This window comes from Ralstonia sp. UNC404CL21Col, from assembly GCF_000620465.1.
GTDB classification, from domain to species: domain Bacteria; phylum Pseudomonadota; class Gammaproteobacteria; order Burkholderiales; family Burkholderiaceae; genus Ralstonia; species Ralstonia flatus.
This window is the reverse complement of the sequence record NZ_JIBE01000008.1, coordinates 1-19795: the sequence shown is the minus strand read 5'-3', so window position 1 is coordinate 19795 and position 19795 is coordinate 1. Positions and strand designations below refer to the sequence as shown.

General features: G+C 65.8%; 14 protein-coding genes and 1 rRNA gene. 8 read left to right on the top strand and 7 right to left on the bottom strand.

The features are described from left to right. The first annotated feature begins 90 nt into the window (after positions 1-90). Positions 91-1110 (top strand): Bug family tripartite tricarboxylate transporter substrate binding protein, encoded by a 1020-nt coding sequence (locus tag N511_RS0116530; protein WP_442965439.1) that lies wholly within the window; start codon positions 91-93, stop codon positions 1108-1110. An 87-nt stretch (positions 1111-1197) separates the two neighbouring features. Next, positions 1198-2514: an MFS transporter gene (locus N511_RS0116525; protein WP_027680300.1), complete on the top strand. Its 1317-nt coding sequence runs from the start codon at positions 1198-1200 to the stop codon at positions 2512-2514. A 21-nt stretch (positions 2515-2535) separates the two neighbouring features. Here N511_RS0116525 and arfB read toward each other — a convergent pair whose 3' ends face one another. Then, a complete protein-coding gene (gene arfB / locus N511_RS0116520) occupies positions 2536-2970 on the bottom strand; it encodes an alternative ribosome rescue aminoacyl-tRNA hydrolase ArfB (protein ID WP_027680299.1) in 435 nt (144 codons plus the stop codon). A 43-nt stretch (positions 2971-3013) separates the two neighbouring features. On the opposite strand from arfB, the gene trhA reads away from it, so the two are divergent. Next, complete coding sequence (trhA, locus tag N511_RS0116515; protein WP_027680298.1) at positions 3014-3631, top strand: PAQR family membrane homeostasis protein TrhA; 618 nt, start codon at positions 3014-3016, stop codon at positions 3629-3631. A gap of 55 nt (positions 3632-3686) precedes the next feature. On the opposite strand, the gene N511_RS0116510 is transcribed toward trhA, so the two are convergent. The 4 genes from N511_RS0116510 to N511_RS0116495 form a co-directional block, all read right to left on the bottom strand. Further along, positions 3687-5396, bottom strand: a complete 1710-nt coding sequence (locus N511_RS0116510) for a long-chain fatty acid--CoA ligase (protein WP_027680297.1) — start codon at positions 5394-5396, stop codon at positions 3687-3689. A 151-nt stretch (positions 5397-5547) separates the two neighbouring features. Continuing rightward, entirely contained in the window at positions 5548-6645 is a 1098-nt protein-coding gene (locus N511_RS24320) for an aminopeptidase (RefSeq protein ID WP_037027083.1), read from the bottom strand. Positions 6646-6655: 10 nt separating this feature from the next. After that, positions 6656-8752, bottom strand: a complete 2097-nt coding sequence (locus N511_RS0116500; RefSeq protein WP_027680296.1) for a molybdopterin-containing oxidoreductase family protein — start codon at positions 8750-8752, stop codon at positions 6656-6658. Between the two features lie 82 nt (positions 8753-8834). Continuing rightward, positions 8835-9830, bottom strand: coding sequence for a LacI family DNA-binding transcriptional regulator (locus N511_RS0116495; protein WP_027680295.1), 996 nt, complete (start codon positions 9828-9830; stop codon positions 8835-8837). A gap of 217 nt (positions 9831-10047) precedes the next feature. Here N511_RS0116495 and ptsP point away from each other — a divergent pair, with 217 nt between their 5' ends. The 4 genes from ptsP (at position 10048) to N511_RS0116475 (ending at position 16626) form a co-directional block, all read left to right on the top strand. Next, positions 10048-12597: a phosphoenolpyruvate--protein phosphotransferase gene (ptsP, locus tag N511_RS0116490; RefSeq protein ID WP_027680294.1), complete on the top strand. Its 2550-nt coding sequence runs from the start codon at positions 10048-10050 to the stop codon at positions 12595-12597. Beyond that, on the top strand, positions 12594-13550 hold the full coding sequence (pfkB, locus tag N511_RS0116485; protein ID WP_027680293.1) for a 1-phosphofructokinase: 957 nt from the start codon (positions 12594-12596) through the stop codon (positions 13548-13550). Before ptsP ends, pfkB begins: the two co-directional genes overlap by 4 nt. A gap of 54 nt (positions 13551-13604) precedes the next feature. Beyond that, positions 13605-15320, top strand: coding sequence for a PTS fructose transporter subunit IIC (locus tag N511_RS0116480; protein WP_027680292.1), 1716 nt, complete (start codon positions 13605-13607; stop codon positions 15318-15320). A 148-nt stretch (positions 15321-15468) separates the two neighbouring features. Then, on the top strand, positions 15469-16626 hold the full coding sequence (locus N511_RS0116475; protein WP_027680291.1) for an ABC transporter substrate-binding protein: 1158 nt from the start codon (positions 15469-15471) through the stop codon (positions 16624-16626). 47 nt (positions 16627-16673) lie between these two features. On the opposite strand, the gene argE is transcribed toward N511_RS0116475, so the two are convergent. Then, on the bottom strand, positions 16674-17876 hold the full coding sequence (argE, locus tag N511_RS0116470) for an acetylornithine deacetylase (protein ID WP_027680290.1): 1203 nt from the start codon (positions 17874-17876) through the stop codon (positions 16674-16676). A gap of 262 nt (positions 17877-18138) precedes the next feature. On the opposite strand from argE, the gene N511_RS0116465 reads away from it, so the two are divergent. After that, positions 18139-19326 carry a M20 aminoacylase family protein gene (locus N511_RS0116465; protein ID WP_027680289.1) on the top strand — a complete coding sequence of 396 codons (1188 nt, stop codon included), beginning with the start codon at positions 18139-18141 and terminating at the stop codon, positions 19324-19326. A 178-nt stretch (positions 19327-19504) separates the two neighbouring features. On the opposite strand, the gene rrf is transcribed toward N511_RS0116465, so the two are convergent. Beyond that, positions 19505-19617: ribosomal RNA gene (gene rrf / locus N511_RS0116460) — 5S ribosomal RNA — on the bottom strand. Between the last annotated feature and the right edge of the window lie 178 nt (positions 19618-19795).

The window sequence follows — 19795 nt, the reverse complement described above, 5'->3', positions numbered from 1 at the left end:
CGGGCGCAGGAAGGCACCTTCGGGTGCCTTTTTGCATGGCCGCGCGCTATGCTGTGCCGACCCAAAAACATCATCGGAGGAGACATGACCGTGCCTTGCACGCTGCGCCGCACCTTGCTGCGCGCAGCCCTTGCCGGTGCTGCTGCCGGCGTCATCACGTTGCCTGCGGCGGCGCAAACCCCGTCGTATCCAGCCAAGCCGATCACCATCGTCGTGCCGTTCACGCCGGGCGGCACGACCGACATCCTGGCGCGCGCCGTCGCGGCAGAACTCACGCGCGGCGCCGGCTGGAACGTCATCGTCGACAACCGGCCCGGTGCGGGCGGCAACATCGGCTCGACGCTCGTGGCCAAGGCCGCGCCCGACGGCTACACGCTGCTGATGGGCACGGTCGGCACGCACGCCATCAATCAGACCCTGTACTCGCAGAACGGCGTGCGGCTGGGTTTCGATCCGATCAATGACTTTGCGCCGATCACGCTGGTGGCCTCCGTGCCGAACGTGCTGGTGGTCAACCCGGCCTTTGCGCAGAAGAACAAGATCAACTCGGTGAAGGACCTCATCGACTACGCGAAGGCCAATCCGGGCAAGCTGAACATGGCGTCGTCGGGTAACGGAACGTCGATCCATCTGGCCGGCGAGCTGTTCAAGACGCAGACGGGCACGAGCATGGTCCACGTGCCGTACAAGGGCAGCGGTCCAGCGCTGACCGATCTGATCGGCGGCACGATGGACCTGATGTTCGACAACCTGCCCTCGGCCATGCCGCAGATCAAGGGCGGCAAGCTGAAGGCGCTGGCCGTCACGAGCGCCAAACCCTCGCCGGCGCTGCCCGGTGTGCCAACCGTCGCGCAAGCCGCCGGCCTGCCTCAATACGAGGCGAGTTCGTGGTTCGGGCTGCTGGCGCCAGCCGGCACGCCGCCGGCCATCGTGTCGCGCATCCAGCAGGCGGTGGCGAAATCGCTGGCAAGCCCCGCCGTCAAGGAGAAGCTCGAAGCGCAAGGCGCCGAGCCCGTGGGCGACACGCCCGAGCAGTTCGCCGCGCACATCCGTGCCGAGACGGCGAAGTGGGCCGCGGTCGTGAAGGCCTCGGGCGCAAAGGTGGATTGACCGCGCAGCCATTGAGCACGCCGCCCGCCGCGCGCACAATGGGCGGCCTTCATAACGACAACAACGCAACGTCCCAGGGAGACCTGCATGCCCTCTTCGACTTCCTCCGCCATGGCCACGCCCGCCGCCGATCCAGCTACCGACGCCAGCCGCTCGCGCATCGTCTTTGCGAGCTTCATCGGCACGGCCATCGAGTTCTACGATTTCTATGTCTATGCGACCGCCGCGGCGCTGGTGATCGGCCCCGTCTTCTTTCCTCACGGGTCCGCCACGGCGCAGGCGCTGTCGGCATTCGTCACGTTCGGGATCGCGTTTATCGCGCGGCCGATCGGCTCGTTCCTCTTTGGTCACTTTGGCGATCGCATCGGGCGCAAATCAACGCTGGTGGCGTCTCTATTGGTGATGGGCATTTCGACCACGCTGATCGGGTTCGTGCCCGGATACGACAGCATCGGCACACTCGCACCGATCCTGCTGTGCATCCTGCGCTTCGGCCAGGGCATCGGCCTGGGCGGTGAATGGGGCGGCGCGGCCCTGCTGGCAACCGAGAACGCGCCGGCGGGCAAGCGCGGCTGGTTTGGCATGTTTCCGCAGTTGGGACCGTCGGTCGGCTTCCTGGCATCGAACGGGCTGTTCTTTGGCCTGGCGATCGCCCTATCGGACGAGCAGTTCCGCAGCTGGGGCTGGCGCGTGCCTTTCCTGGTGAGCGCCGTGCTCGTGGCGCTGGGGCTGTATGTGCGATTGAAGATCGCCGAGACACCGGCCTTCCAGGCGGCCATCGATCGGCACGAACGCGTGAAGGTGCCCGTCGCCGAACTGCTGGCACGCCACTGGTGGCCGACGCTCCTGGGCGCGCTGGCCATGGTCGTCTGCTACACGCTGTTCTATATCTCGACGGTGTTTTCGCTGTCGTACGGCGTCGGCACGCTGCACTTCTCGCGCCCGAGCTTCCTGGGGCTGCTGTGCCTGGCCGTGGTGTTCATGGGGCTGGCGACGCCGCTGTCAGCGTGGGCGTCGGATCGCTTTGGCCGCAAGCCGGTGCTGATCGTCGGCATCGTCGCAGCCATTTTGTCGGGCTTCACGATGGCGCCGCTGCTGGGGAGTGGGCAGACGCCGCTGGTGGCGCTGTTCCTCATCATCGAGCTGTTCCTGATGGGCGTGACCTTCGCACCGATGGGCGCGCTGCTGCCGGAGCTGTTCCCGACCAACGTGCGCTACACGGGCGCCGGCGTGTCGTACAACCTGGGCGGCATTCTGGGTGCCTCGATTGCGCCGTACATCGCGCAAAAGCTGGCTGAGCAAGGCGGCCTGAGCTGGGTCGGCATGTATGTGTCGGCGGCGGCGGTGGTCAGCCTCATCGGCGTGCTCTGCATGCGCGAGACGCGTGATACCCGGCTGATGTAAGCAGCCCGCATAGCGACGCGCTTAATCCCACGAGTGGCGACCCGAGCGACCACGCTTGACGTCGCCACGCGCGCGCTTGCCTTCCAGACGGCGCGTCTTGGAAGCGCGCGTAGGCTTGGTGGCGATCCGCGACTTCGGCACCAAAAGCCCCGTCGCGATGAACGCGACCAGACGTTCACGCGCATCCTGGCGGTTGCGGTCCTGCGTGCGAAACCGTTGTGCATCAATCACAATCACGCCCTGGTCGGTCAAGCGTCGGTCGCGCTTTCCCAACAGGCGAGCCCGCAATGCCTCCGGCAACGACGGCGATTGGGCGATGTCAAAGCGCAACTCCACCGCCGTCGATACCTTGTTGATGTTTTGCCCACCCGCTCCGCTTGCGCGCACAAAGCGCTCGACCAGTTCGGACTCCGGAATAGACAATTGGGGGGTGATTTTGAGATCGGTGCCAGGCATTGGGGCATTGTAGGGAGAACCCGTTTTTTCTGGAGATCCGCGTATGTATCGGGGAGAACGTTTCAACGGCTTCAGCCACCTGGCCGGGGCCATCCTTGCCGCCGCTGGCATGGCCGTTCTGGTAACGTCGTCCGCCCTGCACCACGACGCTTGGAAGGTCGTCAGCTCCGTGGTCTACGGCACGACGCTCGTCCTGCTCTACACCATCTCCACGCTGTATCACAGCCTGCGCGGGCCGGCCAAAAGCATCTTCCAGCGGCTCGACTACTGCGCCATCTATCTGTTGATCGCCGGTAGCTACACGCCGTTTGCGCTGGTGACATTGCGCGGCCCCTGGGGCTGGGCGCTGTTCGGCATCAACTGGGCGCTGGCGGCCATCGGCATTGCGCAGGAACTCTGGATCGGCCGCCGCACGCGCTTGTTCTCGCTGCTGATCTACGTGGTGATGGGCTGGCTGGTGCTGATTGCCATGGGGCCGCTGGCGGCGGCGCTGCCCGCCCCGGGCCTGTGGTGGCTGGTGGCGGGTGGCGCGCTTTACACGGCCGGCATCGGCTTCTTCCTCTTTGACGAGAAGGTGCGGCACTTCCACGGCATTTGGCACCTGTTCGTGCTGGCCGGCAGTGCGTGCCAGTTCGTCAGCATCCTGCTGTACGTCGGCTGACCGCCATGAAAAAAGCCGCGATTCCTCGCGGCTTTTTTATTGCAGCTACGCAGACTCAGGCACGCTTCTTCATCGCCTCATCGCGCAGTTCGCGGCGCAGGATCTTGCCGACGTTGGTCTTCGGCAGCTCGTTGCGGAACTCGATGAACTTCGGGCGTTTGTAGCCGGTGAGCTGGTCCTTGCAGAATTCCTGCAGCTTCTGTTCCGTGAGCGACGGATCGCGACGCACCACGAACAGCTTCACCACCTCGCCCGAATGCACGTCGGGCACGCCCACGGCGGCCACTTCCAGCACGCCCGGGCACATCGCCACCACGCCTTCGATCTCGTTCGGGTACACGTTGAAGCCCGACACCAGAATCATGTCCTTCTTGCGATCGACGATCTTGGTGTAGCCGCGCTCGTCCATCACGCCCACGTCGCCGGTCTTGAAGAATCCGTCGGCGTACATGACCTTGGCGGTCTCGTCGGGGCGCTTCCAGTAGCCCGCCATGACCTGCGGGCCGCGGATGCAGATTTCACCCGCCTGGCCGATCGGCAAGTCGCGGCCTTCGTCGTCGCGAATGGCGATTTCCGTGCCAGGAATCGGCAAACCCACGGTGCCCGAAAACTTATCGGTATCTGTCGGGTTGCAGATGGCCGACGGCGAGGTTTCCGACAGACCATAGCCTTCGATGATCGGGCACCCCGTCACCTCGAGCCACTTCTTGGCCACGGCTTCCTGCACCGCCATGCCGCCGCCGTTGGCCACGCGCAGGTTCGAGCAGTCGACATCCTTGAATTCAGGATGGTTCAGCAGCGCGTTGTACAGCGTGTTCACGGCCGGGAACATGTGGAAGCGGTACTGCTTGAGCACCTTGATGAAGCCCGGGATGTCACGCGGATTCGGGATCAGCACGGCCAGCCCGCCCTTGCGCATCGACAGCAGGCAGCACACCGTCAGCGCGAAGATGTGATACAGCGGCAGCGCGGTGATGGTGACGATCTCTTCGTCGGCGGCCAGCATGCGGCCATCGCGACCGGGCTTGGTGAGCGCCGGGTTCATCCAGGCTTCCGATTGCAGCACGTTGGCAACGATGTTCCGATGCAGCAGCGTCGCACCCTTCGACACGCCGGTCGTGCCGCCCGTGTATTGCAGGAAGGCCACGTCGTCGGGGCCGACGGAAGTCGGTTTGAGCGTCTGCTTGGCGCCCTCTTCCAGCGCGGTGTTGAAGCGGATGCAGTTGGGCAGTTCCCACGCCGGCACCATCTTCTTGACGCTGCGCACGACGAAATTGACCAGCATGCCCTTCAGCCCGCCGAGCATGTCGCCCATGCTGGCCACCACGATGTGCTTGACCGGCGTATTGGGCAGCACCTGCTGCAGCGTCGTCGCGAAGTTCTCCAGGATGATGATGGCTTCGGCACCGCTGTCCTTGAGCTGGTGCTCCAGTTCGCGCGGGGTGTAAAGCGGATTGACGTTGACGACCACATAGCCGGCACGCAGCACGGCGGCCAACGCCACGGGGTACTGCAGCACGTTCGGCATCATCAACGCGACGCGGGCGCCGGGCGCCAGACCGCGCGATTGCAGCCACGCCGCCAGTTGGCGCGAGAGCGTATCCAGCTCGCCGTAGGTCAGCACCTTGCCCATGCATTCAAATGCACGGCGATTGCGGTTCTTCTGGAAAGAATCCTCAAGCAGATGGGCCAGCGATCGATACTGCGACGCATCGATCTCGGCCGGCACCCCGGCGGGATACTGCTTCAGCCACGGCTTATCCATGGGCGTGTCTCCTGGCGATTGTCGATTTTTTTCGAATGGTCGTTCGTTTTTTTCGGCATCCTACGCGGATGTCTGTGTCAAAACAATAACTTAGACGGTTCCCTCAGCCGGTCGGCCCCGCTTGAAACTGGTGCAGAAACCGCTGTTGGCATCACTTTTGCGTGATGCCGGCAGACGTCGCCATCGCGGGCGGCGCTAGCAATCGCAAGGCGGCCTCGCGCTGCGGTTTGGACTCACGCGCCATGGCTTTGACGTCGGCATAGAAGCGCGCCCAGTCGCCGCCATCACGGTGGTACAGCGCCGTGAACGCCGGCACCCATTCCAGGTAGCTCGCGACAGCGCCCAGATGCGCATTCGACAGCGGCTGCGCGAACCAGCGGTCGTAACCGGTATAACCGCCCCAGCTTGCCTTGAGCTTGGCGTAATCGGCCTGCAGGCTCGCGAAGATGGCGCGTTTTCCGGCGCGCTTCTCGTCGTCCGACACGGGGCTGGCATACAGCGTTTCAAGCCGGTTGCGGTACTCCAGCAGCAGGGCGCGGAATTGTACGCGGCGGGCGTCGTACGTGGCGTATTCCGCGCGAATTTCCGGCGTGGCGGCATCCGCCAGCCAGCGTTCGACGCCGATGGTTTCCACGGCGGTGGCAAACGATTCGTTGAACGCGGTATCGCCCTTGGCGTAGACGACCTGATGCGCCAACTCATGAAAAATCAGCCGCGCCAGCTCGCCTTCCGGCAGGCCGACGAAGGTGTTGAGCAGCGGGTCGTCGAAATAACCCAGTGTGGAATACGCAGGAATGCCGGCCACATCCACGTCCAGGCCTTGGGCGCGTAAGGTGTCGGCGTAGGCTATGGCGGCGTTGCGATCGTAGTACCCGCGATACGTCACGCAGCCCACGACGAGGAAACACCATTCCTTGAGCTTGACCGACAGCTCCGGCGCCGCAAACACGTTCCACACCGCGAACGGACGCTTGAGATTGGCGTAGACGCGATAGCTGCCGTTGTCGGGCAGGCCCAGCTCGCGCGACGCATAGATGCGGATGCTGCGCGCATCCTCCAGGCGTTTGGCGAGCTTGTCGTTGTGAGCCTGCCGGGCGTTGTCGATCGCCTGGTCGATCGACTCGCGCTGCGCCATCAGCGAGAGATGTCCGCTGACCGACTGGTAGTAATAACCGACGGTGTCGCAGCCGGCCAGCAACGCCGAACCGGCAAACGACAGCGCAAGGCACAGCGCGCGTGCGGCACGCATGATGGTTCCGTCAGGCGGCGTGTGCCAACGGCGCGACCTCGACCAGGCAATCGTAGAAGGTGGGCGCGCGCCCCATGTCGGTCAGGCGCTGGCTGGTCAGCTCGTTGGCGTTGGTGCCGTCGGGCGCGAGCTTCTTCCACCAGATCGACAGGCCGACGACCACGCCGCGCCGCGCACGGTCGGTCACGCGGGCGCGCGCCTGCATGGTGCCGCGATCGTTGAAGATGCGGACCAGTTCGCCATCGATGACGCCGCGCGCATTGGCATCGTCGGGATGGATGTCGAGATGCGGCTCGCCTTCGGTGCTGCGCAGGCTGTCGACGTTGACGAAGGTCGAGTTCAGGAAGTTGCGCGCCGGCGGCGAGATCATCGACAGCGGATAACGCTTCGCCAGCTCAGGCGTGCTGATCGCCGACTCATGCGGCGGCACATAGCCGGGCAGCGGGTCAAGGCCGTCCTTGGCCATCTGCTCGGAATAGAACTCGCAGCGGCCCGACGGCGTGCGATAGCCGCCATGAGCCAGCGGCGCAGCCGGGTGCGCCAGCTTCTGCCAGCCGTCGCGCTTGAGCGTGGCCCAGTCGATGTGCGCGGCGGCCGGGTCGTCACGGCGCACGGCCTGGCTGGCGATGTCGTCGTCCGAGTCGGCAAAGCAGGCGTCGTTAAAGCCCATGCGCTTGGCGATGCGGCGGAAGATCTCCGTGTTCGGCAGCGACTGCCCCATGGGCGCGATGGCAGCGTTGTTGGCCAGCACGTAGGTGTGGCCATACGCCTTGTGCACATCGACATGTTCGAGCTGCGTGGTGGCGGGCAGGAGGATGTCGGCGTAGTCGGCGGTGTCGGTCTGGAAATGCTCCAGCACCACGGTGAAGAGGTCTTCGCGCGCAAAGCCGGCGGCGACCTTGCGCGAATCCGGCGCCACCGCGACGGGGTTGCTGTTGTAGACGACCACCGCCTCGACCTTCGGGCCAAACGACGCATCGCCGGCATGCAGCAGCGCATCGCCGATGGTGCTCATGTTGATCGTGCGCGGCAGCGCGGGCCAGCTCGGGAGCAGGTCAGGACGCTGCAGCTTCGCATTGTCGATGGGGAAGAAACCCGACGTCGACAGCTGCAGCCCGCCCGCTGCATCGCGCCACGCGCCCACCAGCGACGGCAGGCATGCGACCGCGCGCACGCCCTGCCCGCCGCCATGCGCGCGCTGCATGCCGTAGTTCAGGCGAATGGCCGCGGGCTGTTTGTCGCGCACGACGGTCGTGCCGTACAGCTTGGCGAGCCACTCGATATCCGCCGCGTCCACCCCACACAGCGTCGCCGCGTATTCCGGCGTGTATTGCTGCGCGCGCTCACGCAGCGCCTCGAAACCGAGCGTGTGATTGGCGATGTAGTCGTGGTCGAGCAGATCATCGCGGATCAACACGTGGATCATCGCCAGCGCCAGCGCCGCATCGGTACCGGGGCGCACCGCCAGATGGCGATGGCACTTCTCGGCCGTCAGCGAGCGATACGGATCGATGGCGACGAGCGTGGCGCCGCGCCGTTTGGCTTCCTGCGCGCGCGTCCAGAAATGCAGGTTCGACGCGATCGGATTGGCGCCCCAGATGAGGATCAGCTTGGCGTCCTGCACGTGCTCGATATCCATGCCCAGGCTCGCGCCGTACGTGTAGCGCAGCGCCGTCGCGCCGGCCGATGCGCAGATTGTGCGATCCAGCAGCGACGCTCCCAGCTTGTGGAAAAAACGCGCGGCCATGCTTTCGCCCTGCACCAGGCCCATCGTGCCGGCGTAGCTGTACGGAAGGATGGCCTCCGGGTTGCGCGCAGCAATGTCGCCCAGGCGCGTGGCGATGGTGTCGATGGCCTCGTCCCACGAAATCGGTTCGAACTTGCCCTCACCCTTGGCGCCCACACGCTTCATCGGCGCCAACAGGCGGTTTGGGTGGTACGTGCGCTCGGCATACCGATTGACCTTGGTGCACAGCACACCGGCGGTGGTCGGGTGGTCCGGGTCGCCCTGCACGCGGGTGGCGCGGCCGTCCTCGACAGTGACGAGCAAGGCGCAGGTGTCGGGGCAGTCGTGCGGACAGGCAGCACGGATGACTTGGGTGGACATCAGGGGGCTCCGGAGTGGGTGGCGGCGGGTGCATGTTGGCGTTGTCGCACCGGCGCGAGTATCCGGAAATTGTAATCGCCTGCTAACTGCTTCGCAGCGGCGTGGAGCCGCGCGTGACGAGCCGCCCCGTCAACAGCACGCGGCGCGTCGGCAAGGTGGGTTGCGCGAGGCGCTCCTGCAGCATCGCCATTGCCATGCGACCGATGTCGTAGACCGGTTGCTCGATCACGGTGATGCCCGGGCCGGCGAGTTCGGTCCAGGGCTCGTTGTCAAAGCCCGCCACGGCGATGTCACGCGGCACGTCGAGCGACAGCCGCCGCAACGCACGCAGCACGCCGAGCAGCGATTGCGCGTTACTCGCGACCAGCGCGTCGGGGCGATCACGTTCCGCGCCGGACAGCCACGCCAGCGTCTCGGCCTCCGCGGCCTCGGCGGTCGGCAGGATAAAGCGTGCCTCGGCGGCGATGCCGTGGCGTGCCAGCGCCGTCGCGAATCCGGCCTGGCGCTCCGCGCCCGTGCTGCTGGTCCGCCCGAACAATCCACCGATACGCCGGTAACCCCGCGCGGCAAGGTGCTCGGCCAGTGCTTGCGCGGCCTGCTGGTTGTCGAGCACGACGGCATCGGTGCCGCATGTGGGGCCGGCGCGGTCGATCAGCACGACCGGGTAGCCAAGGTCCACGGGTTGCTGCGCCTCGGCAATGCCCCGCGTCGGCGAGAGGATCACGCCGGTCACGCGCTCCTCTTCCATCAGACGCAGGTACATCGCTTCCTTCTCGGGGTCTTCGTCGGAATTGCACAGGATGACGCGCAGGCCAGCCGCGTAGGCCGCGTCTTCCACGGCGCGGCTGACGCTGGTGAAGAACGGATTGCGGATGTCGGAGACGATCAGGCCGACGGTCTGCGCCTGCTGTGAGCGCAGCCGGCGTGCCGACAAGTTCGGCCGATACCCCGACGCCGCCACCGCCGCATCGACGCGCCGGCGCAGCTCCGCGCTCACAGGGCCGCCAGCAAGCGCACGCGACACGGTTGCCACCGACACCCCCGCTGCCGCCGCCACGTCCTTGATTCGAACCGTCATGCTGAAATCGTTTCCAATGAAAGCGTCATCATAGCGAATGACCGCATCGTCTCCAATCTCCCTGGCTCCTAGGGAAAACCCCGTAAATACGGGGATAGGCGTCACTTTGTGTGGCGACGCACATTGACACTCCATCTGTAATCGATTTCAATTCGCGATCATCGACGACACGCATGCCGGGCCTTGGAGCACGGCAGCCGCAGGAGACCCCCGCCGCATGGCCACCGCCCTGATCTGCGCCGAACGCATCCGTTTGCAACAACGCGCCACCGGCAAGGAAAGCGCCATCCGCGCCGCCGGCCAATTGCTGGCCGACGCCGGCTGCATCGACCCCGCCTATATCGACAGCCTTTTGCGCCGCGAAACGGTGGCCAACACGTTTCTCGGCCACGGCGTCGCCATTCCGCACGGCATGGGCGAGGACCGTCACCTGATCCGCCAGACCGGCATTGCGGTGCTGCAGTTTCCTGACGGGCTGGAGTGGCACCCGGGCCAGACGACGCACTTGGTATTTGCCATCGCCGCGCAGTCGGACGAGCACATCACGCTGCTGCGCCGGCTAACACGGCTGCTGAATGACGATGCCCGCCTGCGGCAGCTCTTCACCACGCAGAATGCTGAAGAGCTTGTCGCCGCACTCTCCACCGACGCACCCGCGCCCGCCGCCGGTACGCCAGGCACCGACCTCGCCGAGCAGCGCACCTTGACGCTGGAATACCCGAGCGGCCTGCACGCCCGTCCGGCCGCGCAGTGGGTTGAAACCGCGCGTCGCTTTGCCGCGCGGGTGCAAGTCCGCCATGGCGACGAAACCGCCGATGCAAAGAATCTCGTGGCGTTGCTTCAATTGGGGCTGGCGGCCGGCGCCAAGCTCAGCCTCTCTGCGGAAGGGCCCGACGCCGGTGCCGCGCTCGACGCGCTGCTGCAGACCATCCGAGGCCTGACGGCGCAGGAGCGCGCCCAGGCGGCGCGCGACACGCAAGCTGCCCGCACGCGCCAGACCGCGCACGGCTGGCAAGCCGACGCGGCGTTGCCCGCCATCGGCGGCATTGCGGCGAGCCCTGGTTTGGCGATCGGCCCCATCCACGTGTTGCAGCACGGCGCGTCGACTGTGCCCGATCACCCCGTCGCACTGACCACCGGCGGCGATCTGCTGGACCAGGCGCTGGCCAGCACGCGCGCCGAGCTGGAAGCCCTGGCACGTGACACCGCCGCCCGTCTGGGCGAAGCCGAAGCGGGCATCTTCAAGGCGCAGGCTGAACTGCTGGGCGACACCGATCTCATGACGCTGACGTGCCAGGCGATGGTCGAAGGCCACGGCGTGGCGTGGTCCTGGCATCAGGCCGTCGAGCGCCTCGCCGAGCGGCTGGGCGCGCTGGGTAATCCGCTGCTGGCCGCGCGCGCGGCCGACCTGCGCGACGTGGGACGGCGCGTGCTCGGCCATATCGATCCGTCGCTGCGCACTGCAGCGCAGACATTGCCTGACACGCCCTGCATCCTGGTGGCGGCGGACCTGTCGCCTTCGGATACGGCGGCGCTCGACACGCGACGCATCATCGGCATCGTCACGGCGCAAGGCGGTCCGACCTCGCACACGGCCATCCTGACGCGCACGCTGGGCATACCAGCCGTCGTGGCCGCCGGTCCGGCCGTGCTCGATGTGGCGACGGGCACGCAGGCCATCATCGACGGCACGGGCGGCCGTCTGGTGCTCGATCCCGATGACGCCAGCATCGCGAGCGCCCGCGCATGGCTGCAGGAAGACGCCGCGCGCACGCAGCGTGAGGAGGCGGAGCGAGGCCTGCCTGCGCGCACGCGTGACGGCCACACGGTGGAGATCGCCGCCAACGTCAACCTGCCGGCACAAGCGGTCGAAGCGCTCACGCTCGGTGCGGAAGGCGTCGGCCTGATGCGCACCGAATTCCTGTTCCTCGAACGCGACCACGCGCCGGACGAAGACACGCAATACGCGGTCTACGCCGACATGCTCAAAGCCCTTGGCGGCCGTCCGCTGATCGTGCGCACGCTGGATATCGGCGGCGACAAGCAGGTCCCGCATCTGAACCTGCCGACGGAAGAGAACCCGTTCCTCGGCGTGCGCGGTGCGCGCCTGCTGCTGCGCCGGCCCGACCTCATGGAGCCGCAACTGCGCGCGCTCTATCGGGCCGCCCGCGATGCCGGCAGTACCGGCGATACCGCGGCGCTGTCGATCATGTTCCCGATGATCACCTCGTTGGAGGAGGTGACCGCCCTGCGCGCCGCCTGCGAACGCATCCGCGCAGAACTCGACGCGCCGACGGTGCCGCTGGGCATCATGGTGGAAGTGCCAGCCGCCGCACTGCTGGCCGATCGACTGGCAGAACACGTCGACTTCTTCTCCATCGGAACCAACGACCTCACGCAATACACGCTGGCGATCGACCGCCAGCATCCCGACCTCGCGGCTGAGGCCGACAGCCTGCACCCGAGCGTGCTGCGTCTGATTCAGCAGACGGTGCAAGGCGCCGCGCGCCACGGGCGCTGGGTCGGCGTATGCGGCGGGCTGGCCGGAGACCCGTTCGGCGCGCTGCTGCTGACAGGGCTTGGCGTGCACGAGTTATCGATGAGCCCGCGCGATATTGCGCCGGTCAAGGCGCGGCTGCGCGAGGCGCACCTTCGCGCGTTGTCTCAGCTCGCAGAACGCGCGCTGGCCTGCGCTTCCGCCCAGGAGGTGCGCGCCCTGGAAACCGCCTTCCCGATGCAGGCCGGTGGCGAGGAGAAGGCCGCATGAGCCGCCAATCGCGCATCGTCACCGTCACGCTCAACCCGGCCATCGACATGACCGTCGGGCTGGAGCGCCTCGAACGCGGCCGCGTCAACATCGGCCGCAGCGTCACGCAACAAGCCGGCGGCAAGGGCGTCAACGTCGCTGCCTGCCTCGCCGACTGGCAGGTGCCGGTGATTGCCACGGGCCTTCTCGGCGACGCCAATGCCGAACTGTTCGAGGCGCTGTTTGCGCGCAAGGGTGTGGTCGACGGCTTCTGCCGCGTGCCCGGCACCAATCGCACCAACATCAAGATCAGCGACCAGGCAGACGGGCAGACCACCGACATCAATCTGCCCGGCATTGACGCCACGCCCGCAGACTTCGACGCGCTGTGCGAACGCATTGACGCGCTCTCCGACATTGCGGGCGCGGCGCTGTGCGGCAGTCTGGCCGGTGGCTTGCCGCCGGATGCCTACGTGACATTGCTGGCCCGACTTAACCGCCGCCGCGTGCCGACCTTGGTCGACACGAGCGGCACCCCGCTCGCACGGGTGCTGGCCGCGCCACGCGACGCGCTGCCGACGGCCATCAAGCCCAATCGACACGAACTGGAACTGTGGGCGGGTACATCGCTGCCGACGCTGGCTGAAACGGCGGACGTGGCACGCGCCATCCACGCGCGTGGCGTGGCGCAGGTCATCGTGTCGCTCGGCGAGGACGGCGCGCTGTTCGTCACGGCAGACGGCACGTGGCAAGCGAGCCTGCCACCGGTGCGCGCCGCCAGTACCGTCGGCGCGGGTGACGCCATGGTGGCCGGCGTGCTGGCCGGTTGGCATGCCGGTGCCGGCATGGAAGAGACCGTGCGCCTTTCGGTGGCCTTTGCCGCATGCAAGCTGCAGCGTCTGGGGCCGCACCTCCCCCCCCCTGGCGAAGTGCGCGAATGCGCCGCCGCCGTCCAGATGCAGCGCGTGGCCTGACGCCCAGACCAACCATCGCATCGCCACACGCTCAACGCATTCAAGGAGCCGATCATGGCAAACCTGCTGGCAATTCTCGGTGCGGACGGCCGCACCGCCCGCGCGATGCTCGCCGGCGCGGCCCTGCGCCACGCGGCGCGCGAATCCGGCTACAAGCTCGACGTCGACGTGCGCGGCCCGGACATCACCTCCGTCGTTGACACCGCGGCGCTGGCCACCGCAGAAGCCGTCGTCTGGGCCGGCCTGTCGCCCGATGCCGCCGCTCGTCACGCCAATCCGCGCACGCTTGAAGTCACGCTCGACGAGGTGTTGGCCGACGCGCGGGCGGTGCTGGCCCGCGTGATGCAGAACGCCTCACCCGCGCCGGAATCGGGTGTGCAAGCTCGGCGCATTGTCGCCATCACGTCGTGCCCGACCGGCATCGCGCACACCTTCATGGCCGCGGAGGCGCTGACGCAGGCCGCCGGCGCGCTCGGTCACACGATCCACGTGGAGACGCAGGGCTCCGTAGGCGCACAGAACACGCTGTCGGCCGATGCCATCGCGAGTGCGGATCTCGTGCTGATCGCCGCAGACACGCAGGTCGACCTGTCGCGCTTTGCCGGCAAGCGCGTCTTCCGCGCCGGCACCAAAGCCGCCATCCATGACGGGCAGGCGCTGATCCGCCGCGCGTTCGACGAGGCCGCCGTGGAGGCCTCCGGGGCGGCCCAATCGACGCGGACCGCGGGCGCGGCTGCAGAACAGCAGCGCACCGGCCCGTACAAGCACCTGATGACCGGCGTGTCGTTCATGCTGCCCTTTGTGGTGGCGGGGGGCATCCTGATTGCGCTGGCGTTTGCCCTCGGCGGCATCTATGTGACGGACGCCTCGGCCAGCCACACGCTTGGCGGCGCGCTGTTCCAGATCGGTGCCAAGTCCGCGTTTGCGTTGATGGTGCCCGTGCTCGCCGGATACATCGCGTATTCGATCGCCAGCCGGCCGGGCATCGCACCGGGGATGGTCGGAGGCATGCTGGCCGCCAGCCTGGGCGCCGGGTTTCTGGGGGGCATCGTCGCCGGGTTCGTCGCTGGCTATGGCACCGAGGCGCTCAACCGTTGGCTGAAGCTGCCGCGCAACCTGGAAGGGCTGAAACCGGTGCTGATCCTGCCCGTGCTCGGCTGCCTGCTGACGGGCCTGGTGATGCTCTATGTGGTGGGCGCGCCGGTTGCCGCGCTGCTCGCGTCGCTCACGACCTGGCTGCGTGGCATGCAAGGCGCCAACGCGGTCCCGCTGGGCGCTCTGCTGGGGGGCATGATGGCCTTCGACATGGGCGGCCCCATCAACAAGGCGGCGTATGCATTCAGCACCGGACTGATCGGCGCGCAGGTCTACACGCCCATGGCAGCCACGATGGCCGCGGGCATGACGCCGCCGCTGGGCATCGCGCTGGCGGCATGGCTGTTCCCGTCGCGGTTCACGCCAGACGAACGCCAGGCGGCGCGCGCCACCGCCGTGCTCGGCCTCGCCTTCATCAGCGAGGGGGCGATCCCGTATGCCGCGCGCGACCCATTCCGCGTCATTCCTGCGCTCGTGGCGGGTTCAGCCTGCACAGGCGCGCTGTCGATGCTGTTTGGGGTGGAACTGCGCGTGCCGCACGGCGGGGCGTTCGTGCTGCCGATCCCGAACGCGGTCACGCACCTGGGCGGCTACGTGGCGGCGCTGGTTGCCGGCACCGTCGTCACGGCCGTGCTGCTGGCGGTGATGAAGCGACGGGTGGCCGAAGGCGCCTGAAACGCCCCCCCGCATGAAGGAAAGCGAGCACATCGCGCGCCTTCTCTGTCTCAAAAAGGCTCAAAAGCGACGCAACCCGCCCGATTCTGTTTGCCTCCCCTGCCCGTTTAGCTATGATGCCGGGCAAATCAACTCTCGGGGGAGAGCAATGCAATCTCGCAGAATCACCGGGCTGCTGGCCATGTTCGCAGCGGGCATCGTCGGCATGGCGTCGGGCGGCGCCCACGCTGAGACGGGCGTAACCAACGACGCAATCATCGTCGGCCAATCGGCGCCGATGAGTGGCCCGGCGGCACAGCTTGGCCAGCAGATGAACCGCGGCGCCCAGCTTTACTTCAACGCCGTCAATGCAGCAGGCGGCGTCAACGGACGCAAGATCGAGCTGAAGGTGCTCGACGATTTCTACGAGCCTGATGCGACGGCCCGCAATACCAAGACGCTGATCGACGACACCAAAGTCTTTGCGCTGTTCGGCTATGTCGGCACACCGACGAGCCTGGCGGCGCTGAAGATCGCCAATCCTGCAGGCGTGCCGTTCTTTGCGCCGTACTCCGGCGCAACAGCACTGCGCGAGCCGTTCGCGCGCAACGTGTTCCACGTGCGCGCCGGCTACAACGACGAAACCGCCGCCATCGTGCAGCAGATCCGCACGACCGGCCTCAGGCGCATTGCCGTGATCTACAACGACGATGCGTACGGCAAGGCCGGGCTGGACGGCGTGGAGCACGCGCTGAAGCTTCCCGCCAACCAGGGCGTGTCGCTGGCCGCAAAGGCGAGCGTGGTGCGCAACACCACCGACGTGAAGGGTGCCATTGGGACCGTGCTTGCGCAGAAGCCGGATGCGATCGTCGTCATCAGCGCTTACCAGACCGTGGCGGCGCTCGTGAAAGGCGCTCAGGAACAGGGGTACGCGGGCCAGTTCTACAACGTATCGTTCGTCGGCACCAAGGCGCTGGCCAATACACTGGGCAAGGCCGGCGGCGGCGTGATCATCTCGCAGGTGATGCCGTATCCGTATAGCGGTGCGTCGCCGCTGGTGCGCGACTACCAGAAGCTGCTCAAGTCCGACGGCATTACCGATTTCGACTACGGAAGCATCGAAGGCTACGTCGCCGCGCGCGTCTTCGTCGAAGGTCTCAAGCGTGCCGGCCGGGACCTGACGCGCGAGAAGTTCATCGGGGCGCTCGAGTCGATGGGCAATTACGACGTGGGGGGCTTCAACGTGAACTTCTCGCCATCCAACCATGTCGGCTCGAAATTCGTTGAGATGACGATCATCAACTCGAACGGCCAAGTCATCCGCTGAACGGGCATCGCACAGAAAGAAACCGGGCCATGCGCCCGGTTTTTTGTTCAGGCCGGCTGCATTTGCGGCTGCTGTTGGGCGAGGCGCCGCATGAACGCTTCGCACTGCGCGATCTGCGTGAGTTCGATGTACTCGTTCGGTTTGTGCGCCTGCTCGATATTGCCCGGGCCGCACACGACCGTCGGGATGCCCGCGCGCGAGAACAAGCCCGCCTCCGTCCCATAGTCGACCTTGCCGACCACGCCCCGGCTATCGGCCAGCGCTTGTGCCAGCGCAACCAACTCGTGTGAGGGGGCAATCGACAAGCCGGGCGTATTGGCCTTCATGGCGAAGCTGATGTCAGCGTCGGCAGAAATTTCGCGCATCTGCGGCAGCAGCGTCTGCTGGGCATAGCGCTCAACCTCGCCGAAAAGCCAATCCGGATCGGTGCCCGGCAGATAGCGGAAATCGAAGGTGAATTCGCAATCGCGGGGCACCACGTTGGTGGCAATACCGCCTTTGATCGTGCCCGTATTCAGCGTCGTGTGCGGCACGACAAAGGCGGCGTCGCGCGCTTCTTCCGCCGCCAGACGCGCAGCCAGCGAGCGGATATGTGCGATCAGCAGCGCCGCAAATTCGATCGCGTTCACCCCTTGCGGCGTCAGCGCGGAATGCGCTTCCTTGCCTCGCACGCAGCATCGGTATTCGCGCTTGCCCTTGTGCGCAATGATGGCACGCATCGACGTGGGCTCGCCGACGATGCAACCGGCCGGGTGAATGCCGCTGGCCTCAAGGTCACGCAGAAGGCCGCGCACGCCCACGCAGCCGATCTCTTCGTCATACGACAGCGATAGATGAAAACTGGCGTCGCCTTCCGCTGCCATGAAAGCCGGCATATTTGCGAGTGCCACGGCAATGAAGCTCTTCATGTCGGCCGTGCCACGCCCGTACAGGCGACCATCGCGGATTTGCGCATCGAACGGGTTCGTATCCCACGGTTGGCCATCGACGGGCACCACATCGGTATGGCCCGACAGCACGAGCCCCGGCTTGCGGCCCGGCGACAACGTCGCAAACAGGTTCGCCTTACCGCCCGTGGCGTCATACGTCAGCCGGCATTCCGCGCCCTGCGCGCGCAAGCGATCGCGCACCCACTCGATCAATCCGAGGTTCGAATTGCGGCTCACGGTATCGAACGCCACCAGCGTGCGGATCAATTGCAGAACTTCGTCGGAGGGCTGCGATGCAGCAGCGATAACGTCGGCGGACATGATGGGCTCGGAGTCGTTCACAAGGCGGCAAGACCGCGGCGGGACACCGGCATCGGCCGCGCGGTCAATTGGCGAACCTCCAGTGTAGGCCTTTCGGCCGCTCCGCTTTGCCTGTACGTGCGGGAGCACAAACCGTCGTGCGGGCAATCCATACGCAACTGCATGGACGGATCAAGCAATCGGCTGATAGCGGGTCGAGAATCGCCCTTCGGCGTATCATCGAACGTGACTCCGAATTTTCAGCCAGAACACGAGCATCCTCATGAAGCTGATCCCAGAAATCCAAGCCGCGCAGCCCGAGATCCAGGCGCTGCGACGCGACATTCACGCGCATCCCGAACTCTGCTTCGAAGAGCAGCGCACCTCAGATCTGGTCGCTGCCAAACTCGCCGAATGGGGCATCGAAGTGCATCGGGGCCTGGGCAAGACCGGCCTGGTCGGTGTCATCCGCAACGGTGAAGGCAAGAGCATCGGCCTGCGCGCCGATATGGACGCCCTGCCGCTTGCGGAGGCCAACCAGTTCGAGCACCGCTCCAAGCACGACGGCAAGATGCACGCGTGCGGTCACGATGGCCACACTGCGATGCTGCTTGGTGCGGCGCATTACTTGGCTAAACATCGCAATTTCAGCGGTACCGTGAACCTCATCTTCCAGCCTGCCGAAGAAGGCGGCGGGGGCGCGCGCGAGATGATCAAGGACGGCCTGTTCGATCGTTTTCCGTGCGACGCCGTCTTTGGCCTGCACAACTGGCCAGGGGTGCCGGTCGGTGCATTCGGGACGCGTGCCGGCGCGCTGATGGCGTCGAGCAACGAATTCCGCATCACGATCAAAGGCAAAGGGGCGCACGCAGCGCTACCGCACAACGGCAACGATCCGGTGTTTGTCGGCGCTCAGGTAGTCTCGGCGTTGCAAGGCATCATTACGCGCAACAAGCGGCCAATCGACACGGCCGTCCTTTCGGTCACGCAGTTCCATGCCGGCGACGCCACCAACATCATCCCGAATGAAGCCTGGATCGGCGGCACGGTGCGCACGTTCTCCACTGAAGTGCTCGACCTCATCGAGCGCCGCATGGAAGAAGTCTCCAAAGGCATCGCCTCCGCATACGATTGCACGGTCGACTTCGTCTTCCACCGGAACTACCCGCCGACCGTCAACACGGAAGCCGAAACGCAATTCGCCGCGGCCGTCATGCGCGAACTCGTCGGCGTGGATAACGTTGATGCCAATATCGATCCGACCATGGGCGCGGAGGATTTCTCGTTCATGCTGATCGAGAAGCCTGGCTGCTTCGCCTTCATCGGCAACGGCGATGGTGACCACCGCGAGCAAGGGCACGGGCTCGGCCCGTGCATGCTGCACAATCCCAGCTATGACTTCAACGACGAGTTGCTGCCGCTGGGCGCCACGTATTGGGTTCGTCTCGTTGAGAAATTCCTGGCTACGTAGGTAGTCACTCAGCCACCCGCATAAGCGCAAAAAGCCTCCATTCGGAGGCTTTTTTGTTTGATGTGCATTCGCACTGCAATGAGCCGATCCGATTCACCCGAAGAGCTGGATATCGAAGTTGAGCGCGCAAAGGCAAACACCCCAGCTCTGTGTTGGAGCTGGGGTGTTTAGATGGAGAGCCTGGCGATGACCTACTTTCACACGGGAATCCGCACTATCATCGGCGCGGAGTCGTTTCACGGTCCTGTTCGGGATGGGAAGGGGTGGTACCGACTCGCTATGGTCACCAGGCTATGACTTGTCGCGTCGCTGACTTTGTGTCAACGCCGCCAATATGGGAATGTAGTAGGGGTTGTGCTTGTGTATCAGGCACAAGGCAGACCCAGCCGGAAACATACCGGTTATAGGATCAAGCCGCACGGGCAATTAGTACTGGTTAGCTGAACGCATTACTGCGCTTCCACACCCA